The following is a 19722-nucleotide window of genomic DNA, read 5'->3' on the forward strand; positions in this document are numbered from 1 at the left end:
GCAGGCAACCACCGCTCAACGTTCAGGATCGCGTGACGCTCCGTGACGGCTCATTTGCCTCCGGTTGGTGACCGCCCCTTGCCCGCGTGGTCGGTTTCATATCCAGCAGTTCGCGTACGGAACTTGCCAACGCTTCCGGCGTAAACGGCTTCTGCAGAAAGGCACTCGCCGGGTCGCCGGCTCCGATACCGACATCATCCGTATACCCAGATATGAAAAGAAGCTTCAATTCCGGTTTAATCACGCGAAGATGCCGCGCCAGCTCGGTCCCGCTCATCCCCGGCATCACGATATCCGTGAGCAATAGTTTGAGCTTCCCAATATGCGGAGTGGCCACCAGACAGGCCTCTATGCCGTTTCTTGCTTCGACGATGCGATAGCCCAGCTTACGAAGTTCATCCCGAATGAGCACACGAACCTCTTCCTCGTCCTCAACAAGGAGAATGGTTTCATGACCCTCGACCGACTGCGCCTGTACGTTCTCGTCTGCCGGCATCTCAATCTCGCTGATCGCGCGCGGGAGGTACACATCAAAGCGCGTCCCCACTCCTATCGCGCTGATCACATCCAATCCTCCGCCATTTTGGGTAATGATACCCAACACGGTCGATAGCCCGAGTCCGGTTCCTTTCCCTTCCTCCTTGGTCGTAAAGAATGGCGTGAAGATCTGCGCCTGTACCTCGGGAGACATTCCGCACCCGGTGTCGGATACTGACATCTTCACGTACTCTCCCGGCGGGATCGGATTGACATGATATTTGGGCACATGGTCGAGATCGCCCAACGCGGTCTCAATCGTCAGCTTGCCGCCGGTCGGCATCGCATCTCGCGCGTTGACCACCAGATTCATCACAATCTGCTCGACAAAGGTAGGGTCGGCTTTGATCCTGAGATCGTCCACGCTCAGCCTCAGCGCCAGCTGAATATCCGCTCCGATCAACCTCCGAAGCATGCTCTCGCAGTTACGGAGGATGGCGTTCAAGCTCAGGACCTTCGATCCGGAAGGCTGCTTCTTGCTGAAGGTGAGCAACTGGCGAATGAGCACCCTCGCGCGCTCACCCGCCTTCTGCATCTCTTCCACCCTATTTCTCAGGGGATGATCCGAACCCATTTCGCTGAGCAGAACCTGACTCTGTCCCATGATGACCATCAGCAGATTGTTGAAATCGTGTGCCAGGCCGCCCGCCAAACGACCGACGGCCTCGAGTTTCTGGAGCTGCCGAAGTTGCATCTCGCTTTGTAGCCGCGCATCCTCTGCCTGCTTTCGTGCCGCTCGTGCTTCTCGCTCATGCAGCACGCGGCGTACCGATGGAACAAGTCGACCTAATCTTTCTTTGGAAATGCAATCCGTTGCGCCGCCATGCATGTGCTCGATACACCGCGTCTCAGCATGTGCCGCCGAGATAAAGATAAACGGCACGTCAGGAGCCGCCTGTTGAGCCACCGCGAGAGCGCCCCCCTCCTCAAACCCATGAAGGAAGAATTCGGCCAAGATGAGGTCCACCTGACCATCGTTCAGAGCGGCAATAAAGGTGTCGCGAGTGTCCACCCGTCGTATCACACACGACAGCCCTCCCTCGACCAACAGGGCCTCGATGCGATCGGCATCTTGTGGGTTCGTCTCCAGATGCAAGACTCTCAGCGCAGTCGTCATGGCAAGATCAGTCGGTGGAACGGCACTTTTCAGGAGGGGGTTCATTGATGACACCCCAGAATGTTCCCAGCTCTTTGACCGCGGACAAGAACTTGTGAAACTCCACGGGCTTGACGACGTAAGCGTTAGCCCCTAAGGCATAGCTCTCCGACAGGTCGCGTTCCTCTCGCGAAGAGGTCAGCATCACCACAGGAATCGGACGAAGGTCGACGTCCGCCTTGATGGCACGCAAGACCTCCAGGCCGTTTACTTTCGGCATTTTGAGGTCAAGAAACACAACGGCTGGATTCCCTTTCAGCCGTGACTTGAATTGCCCGCGATAATACAAGTAGTCCAACACCTCGGCACCGTCATGGCACAGCACGACTTTGTCGGAAATATGCTCTGCCTCCATCGCAGCTAAAGCCAGCTCGGCGTCTCTCGGGTTATCCTCTGCGAGGAGGATCGGTTTGGCCGCAGTCATGAGTCTCGCCTCCTTCGTGGAAGCAGGACGTAGAACGTCGCTCCCTTGTCCGGCACACTTTCGGCCCAGGTCCGTCCCCCATGGCGATGAACGATCCGACGAACGTTGGCGAGGCCGATGCCGGTGCCTTCAAACTCGTCGGCTCGGTGCAGTCTCTGAAACACTCCGAATAGTTTGGGGGCATATTGCATGTCGAATCCCACGCCATTGTCGCGGACGAAAAGAACGATCTCCGTCGAGCTGGGGTGCTCGACACCAATCTCAATCGTGGCGATCGGCCTGGTGCTCGTAAACTTCACGGCATTGGCGATCAAGTTCATAAACACCTGTCGGAGCATGGCCGGATCACCCTGTACTTCAGGCAGTGCAGCGATTGTCCATGATATCTCTCGTCCTTGCAAGTCCAAGCGGAGATCGGAAAGGATGTTCGTGATCAACTGATCCAGATTGACGGCGGTATGAAGCATTTCTTGCCGCCCCATGCGAGAAAATACCAACAAGTCGTCGATCAGCTCTCCCATCTGTTTGGCGGAATCGGAGATCATCTGCAAATATCGAGCAGCCTTGTCGCTCAGAGACTGTTCCACCGCTTTTCCTAAGAGCGCGGCGTAGCCGTCGATGTGTCGCAGCGGGGCTCGGAGGTCGTGGGAAACGGAATAACTGAACGCTTCCAGCTCCTTATTTGCCGCCTCCAAGAGTTCTCCTCGCCGTTGTAGCTCTCCTGCCACACGTCGCCGTTCCGTGATGTCATGACGAATGAGATAGTACACCCATGCCAGCAAAACCAGTTGCAGCAATGCACCGATGCCGAGAAGCACGATGGTGGTCTTGGTCCCGGCTGAAGATTCCACGACACGCCGCCCTATTGCCTGTCGCTCATGCAAGTCCATTTCCGCAATAATGTGATGAATCACGCCAAGCTCACGTTTTCCGGCCCCTTCAAAAGCTATTTTCTTGACGGCTCGGAAGCCGCCCTCTTGAAATTGGGCTGTCGCTTTTGATTCCGCGTTCAGTTGCCGGTCCATCATCCTATCGAGGAGCACGACCCGTTGTTGCTGCTCCGGTGATTCACGGATCAAGTCCGTGAGATATGCGGTGAGTGTCGGCTCTTGCTTCACAACCTTCTTGTAAGCTTCCAGATACGACGCCTCTCCCGTCACCAAATAACGACGATGTGTATCTTCGGCTTCGCTCATCGCCACATCGATATTATTGAGGAGTTGAATGAGCTCCTGACCGTGGCCATCCAATTCCCTGTTCGTAAGGAGGATGTTCATATTGTGATACGATATTGCGCTCACGATAAGAATCCCCACGAACACCAAGCTGAAACCGGCTAACACCCGTTGCTCAATGGTCAGTCGGTAAAACCACGCGACTGCAACATAGTACAAACGGGATGAGCCGGCGGAAACGGAGGATGTAGGTGCGGGTCTCTCAGTCGCTAAGGAAGGAGCTTGTGATTGATGGTTGGAGGCTGATTCCATCGATCAGGATGACTTGCATCACGACACTTCGGTGAGCGTACGGAAACCGGACGGTGAAACCGAATCCCACTGGTAATTGTAGCAGAACTCTTGCACTGTGGAAGCAGAAACTACCCGCCCAGCGAGGAGCCCGGAGGAGTGATCGTCACCGAAGAGCCGCCAAAAGTGGAGAACATGAGAGTCGCGGAGACGACCCAGTCCGTGAACGGTTGCGGATAAATGCCGATCACCAACGTCCCGGCTAACCCGACATAGATCACCGCCTTCATCGGGCCGGAAATGGCGATCGGAGAAGAATCGATCGGCTCATTGATATACATCTGTTTCACGACGATGAGGTAATAGTACATCGAGATCACGATGTTGATCAGACCAACCGCGATCAATGTATAGAGGCCTTCTTTGATGGCCGCCACGAAAATGTAGAGTTTGCCGATAAACCCGGCGAGAGGCGGCACTCCAGCGAGCGACAGGAGAAACAGCAACATCGCAAACGCCAGAAACGGCGACCGTCGGCTGAGGCCTCGGTAATCCGAGATTTCATCCGTTCCGATCGCTTGGCTGACCGCAATCACGACCGCAAAGGCCCCGATATTCGCAAACAAATACGCGAGAAGATAAAACAAAATGGCATCGGTTCCCATTTTGGTGCCTGCCGCAAGGCCGATCAAGACATTCCCCACTTGAGCGATACCGGAATAGGCCAGCAGCCGCTTAATGTTGCGCTGCGCAATGGCCACGATATTGGCGTAGGTCATCGAGAGGATGGACACCGCCACTAAGAGAACCACCCATAACGGCTTGAATGTTCCCAAGGCGACCAGGACGATGCGGAGCAAGATCGCAAAAGCTGCCGCCTTTGGGGCAATCGACAAAAAGGTCGTTACGGGAGTCGGAGCTCCATGGTAAGTATCGGGAATCCATGAGTGGAATGGAACGGCACCGACCTTGAATCCCAGGGCGGCAAAAATCAGCAGAAACCCAATGATCAAGCCCGGCGTCGGCTGAGCGGATGTCATGTCCGAGAACACGAGCTTGCCGGTTTCACCGTAGACGAGGCTGATCCCGTAGGCAAGCAAACCAGCGGCAAGGACGCCCAGGATAAAAAACTTGAGCCCTCCTTCGTTCGAAGCCAAATCATCACGCAGATACGAGACCAGAATGTAGAACCCGAGCGTTGCAAACTCCAGACTGACGAAGACAGACAGCAGGTCATTGGCGGACGCCATGAACATCATGCCCAGTGCCGACATGACGACGAGGCAATAATATTCCCCCCTAAAAAGCGTGAAGCGATTGACGTACTCGATCGACGCAAGGATGACGAGTATCGTGGCTCCGAGAATAAGGACTTTGAAAAAAATCGCCATGCGATCCAGCACGAACATGTTGCTGAACAGCGTGCCTGAAATATGGTTCATATCAAACCATGCCAAGCAGCCAAGGGTGCCGGCAAGACCTGCGACGCTGAGATAGGCCAATCGCTCTTTCGGGATGCGCGGAAGGGAGAAATCAACGATGAGCACCACACAGAGCCAGCAAGTCAGAAAGATCTCCGGCAATAACAGTAGAAGATCGGAAAAGCTCATATTCAGCGAGAACGTCATTTCTGACCCCGTGAGGGATTATGGGTGGGGAAGACGGGGCTGTTCGCAACCAGCGGGGGCAGAGACGGCTCAGCCGACATCGCATCACGTTTCACGTTTAACGTTTCACGCTCTTCCGAGGCGATGGGAACCACGCGCGTAATCCGCGCGACTAACGGATCGACTCCGGACCGAACGACATCATACAAATGCATCGGAAAAATCCCGAATCCGATGCTGATCGAGATCATGATCAACAGCGGGAGGCGATCGACCGTAGAGATCGCATCGTGCGCATGACTGTACTTTTGGTTCATCGGACCGTAGAAAAGACCTCGCATCATTTTAAACAGGTAGGCCAAGGTCAATACGATCCCTAACATGGCCACGATGACTTGGAGCGGGTACTTGTCCCAACTTCCGACAATGATCATGATCTCGGCAATGAAATTCACCGTGCCGGGCATCCCGATCGACGCCATACACCCTACGACAAAACACACCGAGATAAACGGCATCTTGTTCGAAAGACCGCCCAACGAGGGGATGTCACGCGTATGGGTCTGATCATAGACCCACCCGGCCATCGCGAAGAGCATGCCGGTCGCCATCGCGTGGGCGAACATGTAGATCACGGCCCCGCTCAAGCTGATGTAATTCAGCGCGGCCATTCCCAAGAAGACATAGCCCATGTGGCTGGAACTGGAATAACCGATCACGTATTTGGTGTCCTTGGCGTAAAAGGCGACAAAACCACCATAGATAATACTGAACATGCAGAGAACAGCGGCGATCGGCATCAGTTCTCTGGTCGTTTCCGGAAGAATTTCGAAGGCCACGCGAATAATCGAAAAGTGTCCGAGCTTCATCAACACGCCCGCATGAAGCATGCTGGTTGCGGCCGGCGCAGCCGCATGGCCGACCGGAGACCATGAGTGCAACGGCCACAGTGGAGCGATCGAGGCAAACCCGAAAAACACCAACACCCAGATGATCTTGTCCAACGTCGTGCCGAGCACCGGAATATTCATGAAGTTGGCCTGCTCGCGGAGCACCAGAATATCGAAGGTGTTCAGACCGGAATATTTATAGATGAGTAAGATGCCCATCAGCGCAACGACGGCAAACGCCGACAGAAAGAGCACCAGTTTCATCGCCGCATATTCTTTGCTGTTCGATCCGAAATTGAGGATAAACCCGACTGAGTCCCGCAGCTTCATGCCTTCGGAATCGGTCATCTCCAAATACTTCTTGGTGTGGCTCCCCCACATCCCCAACAACAAATACATCGGAATGACCGACATCTCGTAAAAGAAATAGAGGAAAAACAGGTCGAGGGACATGAACACACCGATCGTGGCCGCAGCCAAGATCAGGAGCCAGATGTAAAACTCCTTCGCGCGATCCTTGATATGCCACGACACGAAAATTCCGGCAAACAGCAAAATCGATGAGGCCAGGACGAGAGGTGTGCCGATCCCGTCCACACCAAGATGCAGTGAAATACCGAGCTGTTTCGACCATTCATATTTCTGGACGAACTGAAACCCACCCTTCACCGGATCATACGCATAAAAGAGATAGATGGACGCAAGCAGCGACACAAACGCGGCGCACGCCGCGACGCTTCGAACGAGCAGAGGTTGCCGATTGGAAATAAAAATCAATGCGAGGGCGCCGGCGAACGGCGCAAAGAGGATATAGAGCAGTGCGTATTCTCCCATCTCGTGACCTAATACCCTCTTCCGGTTCGGTTGTCTTGCAGCGACACGTTCGTCTCCTGTTGGACTCGATCAACAAGTGCTTGGATTGATCCATTCATGATTCGCAAGAACGGCGACGGATACAGCCCGATCCAAAGAATCATGACGGACAGGGACACCGCAATGATCTTCTCGCGCGGTTGCAGATCGCTCATGGTCCCCTTCACCGCGGCACCCAACGGTCCAAGCATCGAACGTTCGTAGTACCACAGAAAATAGGCGGCGCCGAAAATGACGCCCAGAACGGCAATGGCACCGATCCACCATTTGGCCTTAAACGCCCCCAACAAAATAAGGAACTCGCCGACAAAACCGTTGGTGCCGGGAAGTCCGATCGACGCCAGCCCGATAATGAGAAAGAAGGTCGCCAGCAGAGGCACTTGTTTCGCCATTCCACCGAACGCCGATAGCTGGGTCGTTTGCTGCCGAGAGTAGAGAAACCCGGCGATAAAGAAGAGCCCCGCCGTGCTGAAGCCCAGATTGATCATCGTGAGCAAGCTGCCCTGCAAACCTTGATAGTTCAAGGCGAACAATCCCACGACGACGAAGCCAAGATGACTGACGCTGCTGTAGGCGAGCAAGCGTCGAAAATCGGCTTGAACCAAAGCCATCCACGCTCCATAGAGAATTGCGCAGAGACCGAGCACGACCACGACCATCACGACCGTCTCGCTTTTTGACGCATCCGGGAGCAGTGGAATGCTGAAGCGCATGAAACCGAACGTGCCCAATTTCAAGCCCGCCAAGACCACCGCCATCCCGATCGGGCCCTCCAAGAGCGCATCGGGCAGCCATGTGTGAAAGGGAAACACGGGCGCTTTGAACGCAAATCCCAAGAACATCAGCCAAAAGATGACGAGTTGCTGAGAGACCGGAATCGGCACCGTCAGGAGATCGAGGAGGTCAAACGAATAGGTCTGATCCGTGTGATGCAGCAACGCCCACTGATGATAATTGATATTCAACAAGGCGATGCCGACCAGCATGAATACGCTGCCCAAGAGCGTATACAGGACGAACTTCAACGCGGCATAGTGACGCTCCGCTCCTCCCCCCCACAGCTTGATCAAAAAGTAGCTGGGAATCAGCATGAGTTCCCAGAACACGAAGAACAGAATCAAATCTAGCGAGACGAACACGCCCATCGTCGTCGTCTCGAGCGCTAACAGACACATCATGTACAGTTTGACTTGATGTCGGATCGTATCCCATGAGTACACCACCACCAAGACCGTCAGAAAGGCCGTGAGCCCGACGAACAATACGCTGATTCCATCGACTGCCAGGTGATAGCTGATGCCTAAGGCCGGAATCCATTGAACACGTTCTGTAAACTGCATGGCGGCCGATTCCGGCACGAAACGCAGCAGGACAAATACGGAGAGCGCAAGTTCCACGAGCGCAATCGTGAGAGCTGAGGTCCGCACCAGGTCCTCGTCGTCGAACAGCCAGAGCACGGCCGCTCCGACAACCGGGAGGAAGAGAATACAGGAGAGAATCGGGAATCCGGCTGTGAGTTCTTCGAGCATGAAAGACCGTCTAACCTACATCTGAACAAACAGTTGAACAACCAGAACCAACAGGAACAGCCCCGCAACGATGATGGCAGCATAATGATGGACCATTCCGCTCTGCATCTTCCGCCCTTCGCGAGCCGCGAGATGATTGCCATAACCGATTACGTTGAGGCCGGCATAGACGATGTACTTCTCGATCCATGTGGAGCCAAAGGCACCCCAATCGGTCATCCGCCCCACCGCTCGCACGATACCGTCTATGACCGTACGATCGAACCAGTCAAGTATCGCTCCCAGACGTTTGAGCGGCTCGACGAAAATGAGGTCGTACAGTTCATCCACATAGTACTTGTTCAATAGGATCCGATAGGCCCCGGAAAATCTCTCAGCCCATCCTTCCGAGGTCGCCGGACTCACGGCGTACAGGAAATGCGCGAGTCCCCATCCGAGCAAGGCAATGATGATCGCAATGCTCATCAGCAGAATCATCATGCCCGCGCCGGCCTCAGGCTCAGCCCCAACCCCGACGACCGGCGCCAAAAATCCATGGAGCCAGCCATGCTCCGGTGGAAACCCCAATATCAATCCGCCCACGAGCGAGAGGAACGCGAGGACCAGCAAGGGAGCGACCATGACCATTGGAGATTCGTGCACATGCTCGGCCGTATGGGCATCCATCCGAGATGCGCCATAAAACGTCAGATAGGTCAGACGAAACATATAAAAAGACGTCATCAGGGCCCCGACGGCCGCCATGCAATACAGAAGATAATGATGATGGATGAAGGCATGGGCCATTATTTCGTCTTTGCTCCAGAATCCCGCCAAGGGAGGAAGTCCGGCGATCGCAATGGTGCCGATCAGAAACAGACGATGGGTCCATGGAATTCGGTTGCTCAATCCGCCCATCTTCCGGATATCTTGTTCCCCCGATAATGCATGGATTACCGACCCTGCCGACAAGAACAACAACGCTTTGAAGAACGCATGGGTCATGACATGAAACACGGAAGCCGTATAGGCCCCGATCCCGCAACCCAGGAACATATATCCGAGCTGGCTCACGGTCGAATAGGCTAAGACGCGTTTGATGTCAGTCTGGACGAGTCCGATGGTCGCCGCAAACAACGCGGTCCCCCCCCCGACAAACGCGACCATCGACATCGCGAAGGGCGAAAGATCGAAGATCGCGTGATTACGGACGATCATGTAGACACCGGCCGTCACCATCGTCGCCGCATGGATCAACGCGCTCACCGGCGTCGGGCCTTCCATTGCATCGGGCAGCCATGTGTGGAGAGGCAATTGCGCGGACTTCCCGATCGCGCCGACGAGGAGACAGAGGGCGATAGCGGTGGCCATGTCCGGAGACAGTTGCCCGACCTGGGCAAAGACCTTTGTATAGTCGAGGGTCTTGAAGTTGATAAAGACAAGAAATATGGCCACAAGAAATCCCGCGTCACCGATCCGGTTGACTACGAACGCCTTGGAGGCTGCTTTGGCGGCGGAAACCTTGTCGTAGTAATAACCGATCAAAAGATAGGAACAGAGCCCGACACCCTCCCACCCGATAAAGAGCACGACATAGTTGTTCCCCATGACGAGAAGCAGCATGGAGACCATGAAAAGATTCATGTAGGTGAAGAAGCGCGTGAATCCCGCTTCTCCATGCATATAGCCGACGGAATAGACGTGGATGAGGAACCCAACGCCGGTGACAACCAGCAACCACGCACAGGTCAAGGGATCCACCAGGTAGGCTAAATTGATCGCAAGATCACCGCCGAAGATCCACTGATAGACGATGACTTCATGGGAACTCCCCGTCCGCATGATGTCGGTGAAGACGCCGACCGTACAGAGAAACGAGAGCCCGACCGATCCCCACGCCAAGCGATGGGCCAGGTCTTGAGAGTAGCGGGATCCCAGCAGCCCGTTCACAAGAACCGCGAGCAGCGGGAACACAGGAATCAATTTAATGAGGAGATCAGTCAAGTCGGACACAGTCTCGTGCCATTCCGAGGATGTTCACCTAGCCAACCATGCTCACGGAGTCGGATCCTAAAGCGTACGCGTGGGGGTACGTTGAGGGCTACGAGCTACCGACTGCAGTGTTGGATGTGAGTATCCACATCCTGCTACCACTTTAATAGGTTCATTTCATCCACATTCGTGGAAATCTTGCCTCTGAACACGACAATGATGATAGCCAAACCAACGGCCGCTTCGCCCGCCGCAATGGCGATAATGAATAGGGCTACCAGTTGCCCCGACATCGATTCCAAATAGTGTGAAAAGGCGACCAAATTGATATTGGCCGCATTCATCATGATTTCAACCGACAGCAGCACAATGATGAAATTCCGTCTGACAAGCACCCCCATGAGCCCTATGATGAAAAGAACGGCGCTGACAGCGGTATAGGCAGACAGCGGGATCATGATCGCTCTCTCTCCGCCTCCAGCTGTTTCGGCGTCTTGGCCAGGACAATCGCACCGATGGCGGCGCCCAGCAGAAATATGCCGACGATCTCAAACTGCAAGAGATGGTCGCTGAACATCTTGATACCCACGGCGTAGGTGTCCCCGTCTTGCAGCACGGCAGTGGCCGACGTATCCCCCTTCGTCCCATCAAACGGCGACCGCAGGAGGTTGTACAGAACGTAGCCGGCCCCCAAGACCGCAGGCCCCAGAACATACAACGCCGATTGATGGAAATATCGCTCATCCGTTTTGAGATTCATCAACATCAACACAAAGAGATACAGCACCAGAATCGCGCCGACGTAGACGATGACTTGCACAGCCCAAAGAAACTCCGCGTTTAGGAGGATGAACAAGCCGGAAACGTGCATCAGCAACACGAGCAAGGAGAGCGCACAGTGAACCGGGTGCCGTAAGGTCACCGTCAAAACACCGGCGGCAATACTGACCAATGCGAAATAGGTGAAAAACACTCCGACCATGGGTTCAGCTCAATTCAGATGTTTGGGAGGCGGTTGGGTCGACTTCTGTACCGACTGCGGGAAATAGTAGCGGTACTCGCGACTCTGCTCGACATTTTTCTCTTGGTTGTGCGCATACAAATACTTCTTCCCATCATCGAGGTGGCGTTCGCCGATGTCGTACAACCGCTTTTTGTCGAACAGCAGACTGCGTTTGTCGTGGGTCGAATATTCGTACATCTTGGTCATCGCCAGCGCGTTGACCGGACAGGCCTCGACACAATAGCCGCAGAACACGCATTTTGTGATATCGATATAGAACTCACTGGCATAGCGCTGGAGCGGACGGGTCGTATCCTCCGCGCTGATCACCTTGATGCAATGCGATGGACAGGCGACCTCGCACAGATCGCAGCCGACGCACCGCTCCTGGCCATCGTCGTACCGAAGCAAGCCTAGCGCGCCGCGATGCGCATCCGGAATCGTTCGTTGTTCCCGCGGATACTGAAACGTCATCGGTCGATGAAGCATGTGCCGAAACGTGACCTTCATGGCGTCCCAAATCTCATAGAAGAGCGCGGCATGGAGAATTTTTTTGGTCAGGGCGGCAACACTCATCGTAGACTCCTCGTCACGAACGGTCGACCGTACACATCCGCTTATGCCTGCTCAACACTCACCCAGATCTGCTTGAACGACGGGACGCCGGTGGTGGCATCAACCGACACCGTCATCAAATCCTTGACCGGCGGTTCGTTAAAATGCTCCGGGAAAAAGCACGTGCCGGGCGCGACGGACTGGTCTGGCTGGACACCCAGCTGAAGAGAGCCCCGATCGGAGGTCAGTCGCACCTTCGTGCCGTCTTGCAATCCAAGACGCTCCATATCTTGTATGTTCATCCGAAGCTTCCCGGTGTTCGGGGCAATGTTGATCAACCCTGATGCGTGCGTCGATAATTTTCCCGAATGCATGAGCACTTGTCCCATCAACAACGCGAAGGGACGCGCGTGTTCTTCTGACGGCGGGGTCGGTCGATACCGAACCGCGACCTCCGCCGCATAGCCGGCAGACAAATATTGGTCAGGAACAGGCGTGACTTTCCGCGGTTGACCGAGATTATAGTATCCGGGCAGCAGCTTCATAATCTCGGCTTGAATATCGTTGGGCGATTGGTATTCCCATCGACACCCCATGGCGTTCGCGAGGGCGGTCATGATGTGCCAGTCCGGCAGGCTCTCTCCAAGCGGATCCATCGCCTGACGAACGCGAAGCACCCGACCTTCAAGGTTCGTAAAGGTGCCGTCCTTTTCTGCGTAGGTACAGGCGGGGAGCACGAAATGAGCCATCTTCGCCGTATCGGTCAAGAAAGGATCTTGCACCACCAGCAGTTCGAGCCGATCGAGAGCAGGTCGCACTTCCATTGAAGCCGGCAAGGTCGCGAGCGGATTTTCCCCTAGCACGTACAAAGCTTTGATCTGGCCACTCTTACACCGCTTCAGTATTTCAATAAGATGGGCACTCGATTCGGTCGAAGGAAGCGGCGCCTCCCACGCGCCGGCGAACCGGTCCCGCGCCGTGGGATCGTCAAACCGAGCTTGCCCGGGCAAAAACTCGGGCGCCACGCCCATATCAACGGCGCCTTGTTCGTTCGGCTCCTCTGTCACCGTGTTCACACCGCAACCTGGTCGACCAAGCTTGCCGGTGATCCAGGCGAGATCCATCAGTTTTAAGACGTTCTGATAGCCGTTCGCCCGCCTGACGATCCCTTCCGCGCACAGGATGATCGACCTCGGTGATTCGGCAAAAATAGCTGCAATTTCGCGGAAGGCTTCTATGGGAACGCCGGTCTGAGCTGCGAGCCGCTCTACCGAAACGTGTGCGACCGCGCTCTTGAGCGCTTCAAACGCCTGGGGATGTTTTTCGACCGTCTCTTCATCAACCAAATCCTGATCGATCGTCGCCCTGACCAACCCATCGATCACGGCTCCTTCCGTCCCAGGCTTGATCAAAAATGGATGCGATGCCAACTTCGCCATATTCGTGATGGCGCTGTCGAGCGTCACAACTTGAGCCCTGTAGACCCGCATGGCTTCTTTGATTCGCACAGCGGTCAACGGGTTTGTCTCGGTAATATTGGAACCGATCAAAATGATGGCTTTCGCTTTCGTCAGATCTTCCCAATCATTCGGCGTTCGCCCAAGTCCGACCGCATGTTTGGACGCGAGCACAAAGTTCATATGGCCATAGCGGGCGCTGCTGTCGAGCTGATTGGTGCCAAAAGCAGTACGCATGAGCTTCTGAAATAAATACAGCTCTTCGTTCGTGCAGCGCGCCGTCACGAGGCCGGCAACGGCATCGGCGCCGTATTGACGTTTGATTTCGGCAAACCGGTCTACGAGCTGGTGCATCGTTTCCAGCCAAGGTTTCTGCACCAACTGACTGCCTTCACGGACCAGGGGCTGTGTCAGCCGGCTCTTACTGTCCAGATATTCGAACCCAAAACGTCCGCGTACGCAGAGCCCACCGTGTCCCTTGGCGGTTTCCGATCGGTCGCCCCACTTGTTCTTCCACGATAACGAGGAGGTGACGCGGACCACCTCTTCATCTTTCGTCTCCAGGTAGAGCTGGCAACCGTCTCCGCAATAGTTGCAGGTCGTCGTCGTCTTCTTCATCTGCCACGGCTTATACAGATACTTGGAAAACTTATTCGTGATGGCGCCGACCGGGCAGACCGCCAAACAATCTCCGCAGAATTCGCAATTGAGGGCGAGGTCGCCCTTGGCCACGACCTGGTTGAATCCACCCTTCTTCATGAACTGCAAGGCATCGATCATCAACACGTCCTTGCACACATTGATGCATTCCGCACAGGCAATGCAGCGATTCATGTTGAAGTCGAGCACGGGACTGCGCGTATCTTCCGGAATGAATTTCTGCTTGGCACTGGCCAGATTTGTCACGCCGTGCTGGAAGGCCATATCTTGAAGTTCACAATGGCCGTCCGCGTCGCACACCGGGCAGTCGAGAGGATGGACCGACAGATGTTTCTCGACGGCTTTCTTCCGGGCAAGAAAGAGATCCTCGCCTTCCGTACGGATGACCATTCCCGCCGCCGCCTTGGCGGTACAGGACCGAACGGGAGCTTTCTTCCCCTCTTGCATCACCAAACACATGCCGCAAGAGCCGAACGGGTCAAATGTGTAGTGATAACACATCGCCGGGATGATCTTGCCCGTCATGGCAATGACGTCGTACAACGACACCCCGTCCTTTGCCGTGACGGACTTTCCGTCGATGCTCAACTCGATCTTTGCCGCTTCGACGTCTGGATTAGTAGCCGGCCTCAGGCCCATTGTCGCCTCGTTGCTCGCTCAACGTTATTCGTTGTTGTTGAGGTTCTGCTTCGTGTAACGATTAACGTCTTACGTTTAACGTCTCTCATCTGTCACACTCGCCCATCACGACATCGTAGGTGCCGAATATGGTACAGGCATCCGAGATCATATACCCTCGGGCCATGTGATCGAAGGCGCCCATGTGAATGAACGAAGGGGCACGAATCTTCAGTCGATAGGGCTTTCCTCCCCCCGTACTGACGATGTAAAAGCCCAGTTCCCCTTTGTGCGCTTCCGTACCGCAGTAGACCTCTCCCGGTGGAGCATCGAACCCCTGCGAGAAGAGTTTGAACTGTTGGATCATTGCCTCTAGGTTTGTAAAGACCCGCTCTTTCGGCGGCAGCGTCACGCTGGGAACATCGGCCATGATGGGCCCTTCCTGCATCTGCTCCAAACATTGCCGAATGATCTTGACGCTCTCATGGAGCTCCATCACCCGAATCCAATAACGATCGTACGTATCCCCGTTTTTTCCGACCGGCACGCTGAACTCACACTTCGGATAGGCGCTATACGGCTCATACTTGCGAAGGTCATAGTCCACGCCGGATCCGCGGAGAACCGGCCCACTCAACCCAAAATTGACCGCATCTTCGGCGGAAATCACGGCGACTCCCTTGGTGCGCCCAAGCCAAATGCGGTTTCTCTCGAGAAACACCTGATATTCATCGATCTTCGGCGGGAAATAGTCGAGAAACTGTTTGAGCTTGTCGATCAACGAAGGCGTCAAGTCTCGTTCAATTCCTCCGATTCGGTACCAGCTCGTTGTGAGGCGAGCCCCGCACAGCTCGTCGAACCAATCAAGCAGGATTTCGCGATCTCGAAAACAGTAAAAAAATACGGTCATGGCTCCAATATCAAGCGCCTGGGCGCTCAGCCAAAATTGGTGCCCAATGATGCGCTGAACTTCCGCAACGATCGTCCGTAAATATTCAGCTCGTTCCGGAACCTGTAAATTTAAAAGTTTCTCAACGGCTCGGCAGTAGGCAAAGTTGTTGTACATCGCGCAGACATAGTCAAGTCGATCCGTATGAGGAATGAACTGATGATACGTGCCATCTTCCGCCAGCTTTTCGACTCCCCGGTGGAGATACCCCATCACCGGAGTAGATTTCACCAACCGTTCCCCTTCCAGCTCTAGAATGACCTTAAGCACCCCATGGGTACTGGGATGTTGCGGCCCCATATTGAGCAGAAGCTCCTCGGTTCGCAAGGTCGGGAGCGTCTCGCTCTCCGGGTGTTCCGGATTGACCTTGTAAACAGTGGTTCTTTGATCTTCGAATGCCATACTAGGGATCGTCCTATCGTGGAATCTCATCCAAGAAATCAAACGTGTCTCGCCAGCCTTTGCCGCGAAGCGGAAAATCCTTACGCAACGGATAGCCCTCGGTATAGTCATCCGGCATGAGAATCCGTCGAAGATCCGGATGATTTCGAAACCGAATACCCATCATGTCGAAGACTTCACGTTCCATGAAATCGGCACCTTTCCAAAGATCCGTTAAGGAATCAACGACACAATCCGTTTCAGGCACCCGCGTCTTCAGTCGGATGCGATGCCGCTTCCGAATCGAGTAGAACTCCCACACCACTTCGAATCGCTCTTCCTCGTCGGGCCAATCCACGGAACTCACATGGACGATATAATCGAAATCCATCCCGGGATCGTTGTGCAGAAACTGGGCCACTTCATGAAGTTTGTCCCGCGTAACAGTCACCGCCGCATCGCCTCGCCACTCAGCCAAGCCGGTGACTCCAACCGAAAACGCCTGCTGAATTCGTTGCAGCAATGGATGCATAGCGACGCGTCAGGCCTTCAGACCGGCCTGGACCTGCTCTGGTTGAGTCACGAACACACGTTTTTGCATAATGCGCTCTTGAAGCTTCAGGATGCCGTCCAAGAGCGCCTCCGGCGTCGGAGGACAGCCGGGCACATAAATGTCAACGGGGATAAATCGATCGACTCCCTGGACGACGCTATAACTGTCATAGATATTCCCTGATGTGGCACAGGAGCCCATCGCAATGACATACTTAGGTTCCGGCATTTGGTCGTAAATCTTTCGAATCACCGGCGCCATACGTCGACATACGGTTCCGGCGACGATCATCAAATCCGACTGCCGCGGCGAGCCGCGAAACACGCCTGCCCCGAACCGATCCATGTCGTACCGCGAAGAAACAGCAGCCATCATCTCGATGGCGCAGCACGCAAGTCCGAAGGTCATTGGCCAGAGGGAACCCTTCCTTGCCCAATTCACAGCTTTTTCAAGAGACCCCGTGATGACGTCCGGAGCCGCGTCTTTCTCATGCCGTCCCAGTTGAATCAGTCCCATACAAGCCTCAGTCCCACTCCAGTGCGCCCTTTCGCCAGGCATACGCGTAAGCCACGATGAACAATCCTATAAAAATCAGCATTTCAATCAACCCAATCACCCCGATCTTGGTAAAGACGACCGCCCATGGATAGAGGAAGATCACTTCAATGTCGAAGATGACGAACAACATGGCAAAAATGTAATACCGAACAGGAAATGGCATACGGGCATCGGAAAATGGTTCGGCTCCACATTCATAGGTCGATAACTTTTCTGGCTCCGGATACCGGGGTTGCACAAAATAACTGATGAGCAAGGTCATCACTCCGAAGGCCAAGGCGACCAAGATAAAGAGAAAGACCGGGAAAAACTTAGTCAGGTAATCAAGAAGAGCTTCAGTCCCGGTCATTTAGTTTCTCTCACAAAGCATTGACCTAAAAAGGATATTAGAGATATGATGAGTGAAATCTTAGTGCCCACGTCTTGGGGATAGCAAGCGAACAAAGGACCTAATCCAGGCGGACCCGAAAGCCCTAGGGAAGATGGTCTGGCAGCGGAGAGTACGGTGAGCCGTTATATTCTTGTTGAAACTCAAGATGGGGCATCAAGTGCGGAATCTCTTTCGCTTTGTTCATCACCCCACAAGAGAATGGCCTGAGAACTCTCCCATTCAGACTCGAGAGGAGAAAGCGCTTTGACCTTTCGTCGCCGATGGATTTGTGTATCGATTCGTTCCGTCTGGCGGACCCCTCCGGAGAGACGCTGACCTTCTTTTTCGTTACCATTCATCAGTCAGTCACTCCACCACGAATAGGCAACCAATGACAAGGCCTCAGCCTACCACTGGAAAGAACAGCTCATCAAGTTCCTACCAAGTTCAGCTCAAATTCTTGACAATACAGCGTCTTTTGCTATGGTTTGAAAGCAACACTAGCCTCAAAAGGAATCCTCCTATGAAAACCTTCGCATTTCTTGTCTTAGTTCTGTGTTCGGGAATCGGCGCCTCACTTGATGGAGCGCTGGCACAGACACCAGAGGTTGATTCCGTTCGGTTTTCAGAGGCTGCGCTGGCATTTTCCAATGGTGTAATCCAGAAAACATCCCCGATCGACGGAACCGTAAACTTGATAACCGGCGATAATCAGTCGACGGGCAATCGCATGCTTCTTGGCAAGCGCGATTCCCTCTATCTCAAGCTCAATAACCCCACTGATGTGGCAGTTGGTGATCTGTTCACCGTCTACCGACGGATTCGGAAAGTGTTTCACCCCATGACGAAGGAATATCTCGGGTTTGTCGTGAATCGTTCGGCGATCGTGAAGGTAACCGCAGCCGATCACGCTCTCACAACCGTGGAGGCCGTGCACAGCTATGGACCAATTTCCCCCGGGGACCCCGTCATGCGTTTTGTGGCGCCGGCGGCAGACACCGAAGCAAACCCTGCGTCGAACATCTCCGACCTCGAGGGTATGATCGTTGAGCTCCAGGCCGACCGGACAATGACCCTCGTTTCACAGTCAAATGTTGTGTATGTGGATCGAGGGAAAGAGGACGGACTAAGGACCGGCGATCTCCTCGATATTCACCGTCACAGTGCCGGACTTCCTCCACGAAAGATCGGCCAACTCAAGGTGCTGTCGGTGGAATCTCACACGGCAACTGCCCTCATCCGTAAGGCCAACACCCGCGTCTTCAAAGGAGACCGATTCAAGCTCGTTGGATACGCTGCACTTCTTCCTCAGCCCGCGGGCGCAATCCCAGAATCACCCACAACTCAGACCAGTCAAGCGGTACCAGCTAATCTGGTAGCCAGCAAGCTGAAAATACAGGATACATCAGGTCAAAGCCGACTCAACCTTGGGGACCTCGCAAAGTTCCTGCACTACGACTCAGGGGATGCCGCTATTAAGCCTGCCAATTACAAAGTGCTCGATCAGTTGATTGATTACCTGCACACCAGTGGTGACATGAGGATGATCCGAATCGAAGGCCATGCAGATAACATGGAGATCGGCCCCTCACTCAAGTCGCGGTATCCAAGCAATTTGGAATTGTCCAAAATGCGCGCAACCGGCGTCCTACGCTATCTCGTAGAAAAGGGCGGCCTGCAACCGGAACGGGTCAGTGCGGTAGGGCTCGGTGACACCAAACCAACTGCTACGAATACGGTAGAAGAAGGCCGCATGAAGAATCGCCGTGTAGAACTTCTTCTGTACACTCCAGACAGGGGGACTCCGGCGCCTAAGCCGGAGGTTGAGACTCAAGTGCAAAAACCGGAAGGAAGTCTTTCCACTGTGAATGCTCGTGACGACAACGACCAGTCGCTTCCCGCTACTTCCGGCATGACCGACTTCCCAGGTCGAGGGACCACGGCTATGAGCGACTCTCCACACGCTCCTTCAAAGGATAAGTCAAATACTGCTAGTAACCCTGATGAGAGTGGCTCAACGTCGAGCGATACAAATAAGAAAGATATTCCTCCTCAGCAGCCAACAGTCGGAACCCAGACGGAATAGCATCGGGACCTAAACGGGGGTCGGTCGGTATTGGACTCCTCCCCTCAAAGAGTCTATCCAATATCTTTCTAGCCGAGAA

At 54.4% G+C, this 19722-nt stretch carries 16 protein-coding genes; 1 reads left to right on the forward strand and 15 read right to left on the reverse strand.

Going from position 1 to position 19722, the window contains the following annotated elements:
- Positions 1-22: 22 nt before the first annotated feature.
- The 15 genes from COMA2_RS05050 to COMA2_RS05120 form a co-directional block, all read right to left on the reverse strand.
- Positions 23-1654, reverse strand: coding sequence for a hybrid sensor histidine kinase/response regulator (locus COMA2_RS05050; protein WP_217490631.1), 1632 nt, complete (start codon positions 1652-1654; stop codon positions 23-25).
- A 7-nt stretch (positions 1655-1661) separates the two neighbouring features.
- Entirely contained in the window at positions 1662-2117 is a 456-nt protein-coding gene (locus COMA2_RS05055; RefSeq protein WP_090895250.1) for a response regulator, read from the reverse strand.
- A complete protein-coding gene (locus tag COMA2_RS05060; RefSeq protein ID WP_175304409.1) occupies positions 2114-3418 on the reverse strand; it encodes a sensor histidine kinase in 1305 nt (434 codons plus the stop codon). Before COMA2_RS05060 ends, COMA2_RS05055 begins: the two co-directional genes overlap by 4 nt.
- A gap of 296 nt (positions 3419-3714) precedes the next feature.
- A complete protein-coding gene (locus COMA2_RS05065) occupies positions 3715-5211 on the reverse strand; it encodes an NADH-quinone oxidoreductase subunit N (RefSeq protein ID WP_090895252.1) in 1497 nt (498 codons plus the stop codon).
- A complete protein-coding gene (locus tag COMA2_RS05070) occupies positions 5208-6914 on the reverse strand; it encodes a complex I subunit 4 family protein (protein ID WP_090895254.1) in 1707 nt (568 codons plus the stop codon). Before COMA2_RS05070 ends, COMA2_RS05065 begins: the two co-directional genes overlap by 4 nt.
- An 8-nt stretch (positions 6915-6922) precedes the next feature.
- Complete coding sequence (locus tag COMA2_RS05075; protein WP_090895255.1) at positions 6923-8482, reverse strand: complex I subunit 4 family protein; 1560 nt, start codon at positions 8480-8482, stop codon at positions 6923-6925.
- A gap of 15 nt (positions 8483-8497) precedes the next feature.
- The gene (gene nuoL / locus COMA2_RS05080; RefSeq protein WP_090895257.1) at positions 8498-10474 is read right to left on the reverse strand and encodes an NADH-quinone oxidoreductase subunit L; all 1977 of its coding nucleotides are present in this window, start codon (positions 10472-10474) and stop codon (positions 8498-8500) included.
- 134 nt (positions 10475-10608) lie between these two features.
- Positions 10609-10911: an NADH-quinone oxidoreductase subunit NuoK gene (gene nuoK, locus COMA2_RS05085; RefSeq protein WP_090895258.1), complete on the reverse strand. Its 303-nt coding sequence runs from the start codon at positions 10909-10911 to the stop codon at positions 10609-10611.
- Positions 10908-11435: an NADH-quinone oxidoreductase subunit J family protein gene (locus COMA2_RS05090; protein ID WP_090895260.1), complete on the reverse strand. Its 528-nt coding sequence runs from the start codon at positions 11433-11435 to the stop codon at positions 10908-10910. The genes nuoK and COMA2_RS05090 overlap by 4 nt, the downstream gene beginning before the upstream one ends.
- Positions 11436-11444: 9 nt before the next feature.
- Entirely contained in the window at positions 11445-12032 is a 588-nt protein-coding gene (nuoI, locus tag COMA2_RS05095) for an NADH-quinone oxidoreductase subunit NuoI (protein WP_090895261.1), read from the reverse strand.
- Between the two features lie 41 nt (positions 12033-12073).
- The gene (locus COMA2_RS05100) at positions 12074-14767 is read right to left on the reverse strand and encodes a molybdopterin-dependent oxidoreductase (RefSeq protein ID WP_090895263.1); all 2694 of its coding nucleotides are present in this window, start codon (positions 14765-14767) and stop codon (positions 12074-12076) included.
- 85 nt (positions 14768-14852) lie between these two features.
- Positions 14853-15995 (reverse strand): NADH dehydrogenase (quinone) subunit D, encoded by a 1143-nt coding sequence (gene nuoD / locus COMA2_RS05105; RefSeq protein WP_342672596.1) that lies wholly within the window; start codon positions 15993-15995, stop codon positions 14853-14855.
- 115 nt (positions 15996-16110) lie between these two features.
- Positions 16111-16608 (reverse strand): NADH-quinone oxidoreductase subunit C, encoded by a 498-nt coding sequence (locus COMA2_RS05110; protein WP_090895266.1) that lies wholly within the window; start codon positions 16606-16608, stop codon positions 16111-16113.
- Positions 16609-16617: 9 nt separating this feature from the next.
- Positions 16618-17145 (reverse strand): NADH-quinone oxidoreductase subunit B, encoded by a 528-nt coding sequence (locus COMA2_RS05115; protein ID WP_090895268.1) that lies wholly within the window; start codon positions 17143-17145, stop codon positions 16618-16620.
- Positions 17146-17152: 7 nt separating this feature from the next.
- Complete coding sequence (locus tag COMA2_RS05120) at positions 17153-17536, reverse strand: NADH-quinone oxidoreductase subunit A (protein ID WP_090895270.1); 384 nt, start codon at positions 17534-17536, stop codon at positions 17153-17155.
- A gap of 481 nt (positions 17537-18017) precedes the next feature.
- On the opposite strand from COMA2_RS05120, the gene COMA2_RS05130 reads away from it, so the two are divergent.
- Positions 18018-19643 carry an OmpA family protein gene (locus tag COMA2_RS05130; protein ID WP_175304410.1) on the forward strand — a complete coding sequence of 542 codons (1626 nt, stop codon included), beginning with the start codon at positions 18018-18020 and terminating at the stop codon, positions 19641-19643.
- The last annotated feature ends 79 nt before the right edge of the window (positions 19644-19722 follow it).

Source organism: Candidatus Nitrospira nitrificans (assembly GCF_001458775.1).
GTDB lineage: Bacteria > Nitrospirota > Nitrospiria > Nitrospirales > Nitrospiraceae > Nitrospira_D > Nitrospira_D nitrificans.

Bases quoted from the DNA above. Each gene is read 5' to 3' on its own strand.
- COMA2_RS05065 (WP_090895252.1), bottom strand. From the start codon at position 5,211: ATGACGTTCTCGCTGAATATGAGCTTTTCCGATCTTCTACTGTTATTG.
- COMA2_RS05120 (WP_090895270.1), bottom strand. From the start codon at position 17,536: ATGACCGGGACTGAAGCTCTTCTTGATTACCTGACTAAGTTTTTCCCG.
- nuoI (WP_090895261.1), bottom strand. From the start codon at position 12,032: ATGAGTGTTGCCGCCCTGACCAAAAAAATTCTCCATGCCGCGCTCTTC.
- COMA2_RS05090 (WP_090895260.1), bottom strand. From the start codon at position 11,435: ATGGTCGGAGTGTTTTTCACCTATTTCGCATTGGTCAGTATTGCCGCC.
- COMA2_RS05115 (WP_090895268.1), bottom strand. From the start codon at position 17,145: ATGGGACTGATTCAACTGGGACGGCATGAGAAAGACGCGGCTCCGGAC.
- nuoK (WP_090895258.1), bottom strand. From the start codon at position 10,911: ATGATCCCGCTGTCTGCCTATACCGCTGTCAGCGCCGTTCTTTTCATC.
- COMA2_RS05075 (WP_090895255.1), bottom strand. From the start codon at position 8,482: ATGCTCGAAGAACTCACAGCCGGATTCCCGATTCTCTCCTGTATTCTC.
- COMA2_RS05050 (WP_217490631.1), bottom strand. From the start codon at position 1,654: ATGACGACTGCGCTGAGAGTCTTGCATCTGGAGACGAACCCACAAGAT.
- nuoD (WP_342672596.1), bottom strand. From the start codon at position 15,995: ATGGGGCCGCAACATCCCAGTACCCATGGGGTGCTTAAGGTCATTCTA.
- COMA2_RS05100 (WP_090895263.1), bottom strand. From the start codon at position 14,767: ATGGGCCTGAGGCCGGCTACTAATCCAGACGTCGAAGCGGCAAAGATC.
- COMA2_RS05070 (WP_090895254.1), bottom strand. From the start codon at position 6,914: ATGGGAGAATACGCACTGCTCTATATCCTCTTTGCGCCGTTCGCCGGC.
- COMA2_RS05055 (WP_090895250.1), bottom strand. From the start codon at position 2,117: ATGACTGCGGCCAAACCGATCCTCCTCGCAGAGGATAACCCGAGAGAC.
- COMA2_RS05110 (WP_090895266.1), bottom strand. From the start codon at position 16,608: ATGCATCCATTGCTGCAACGAATTCAGCAGGCGTTTTCGGTTGGAGTC.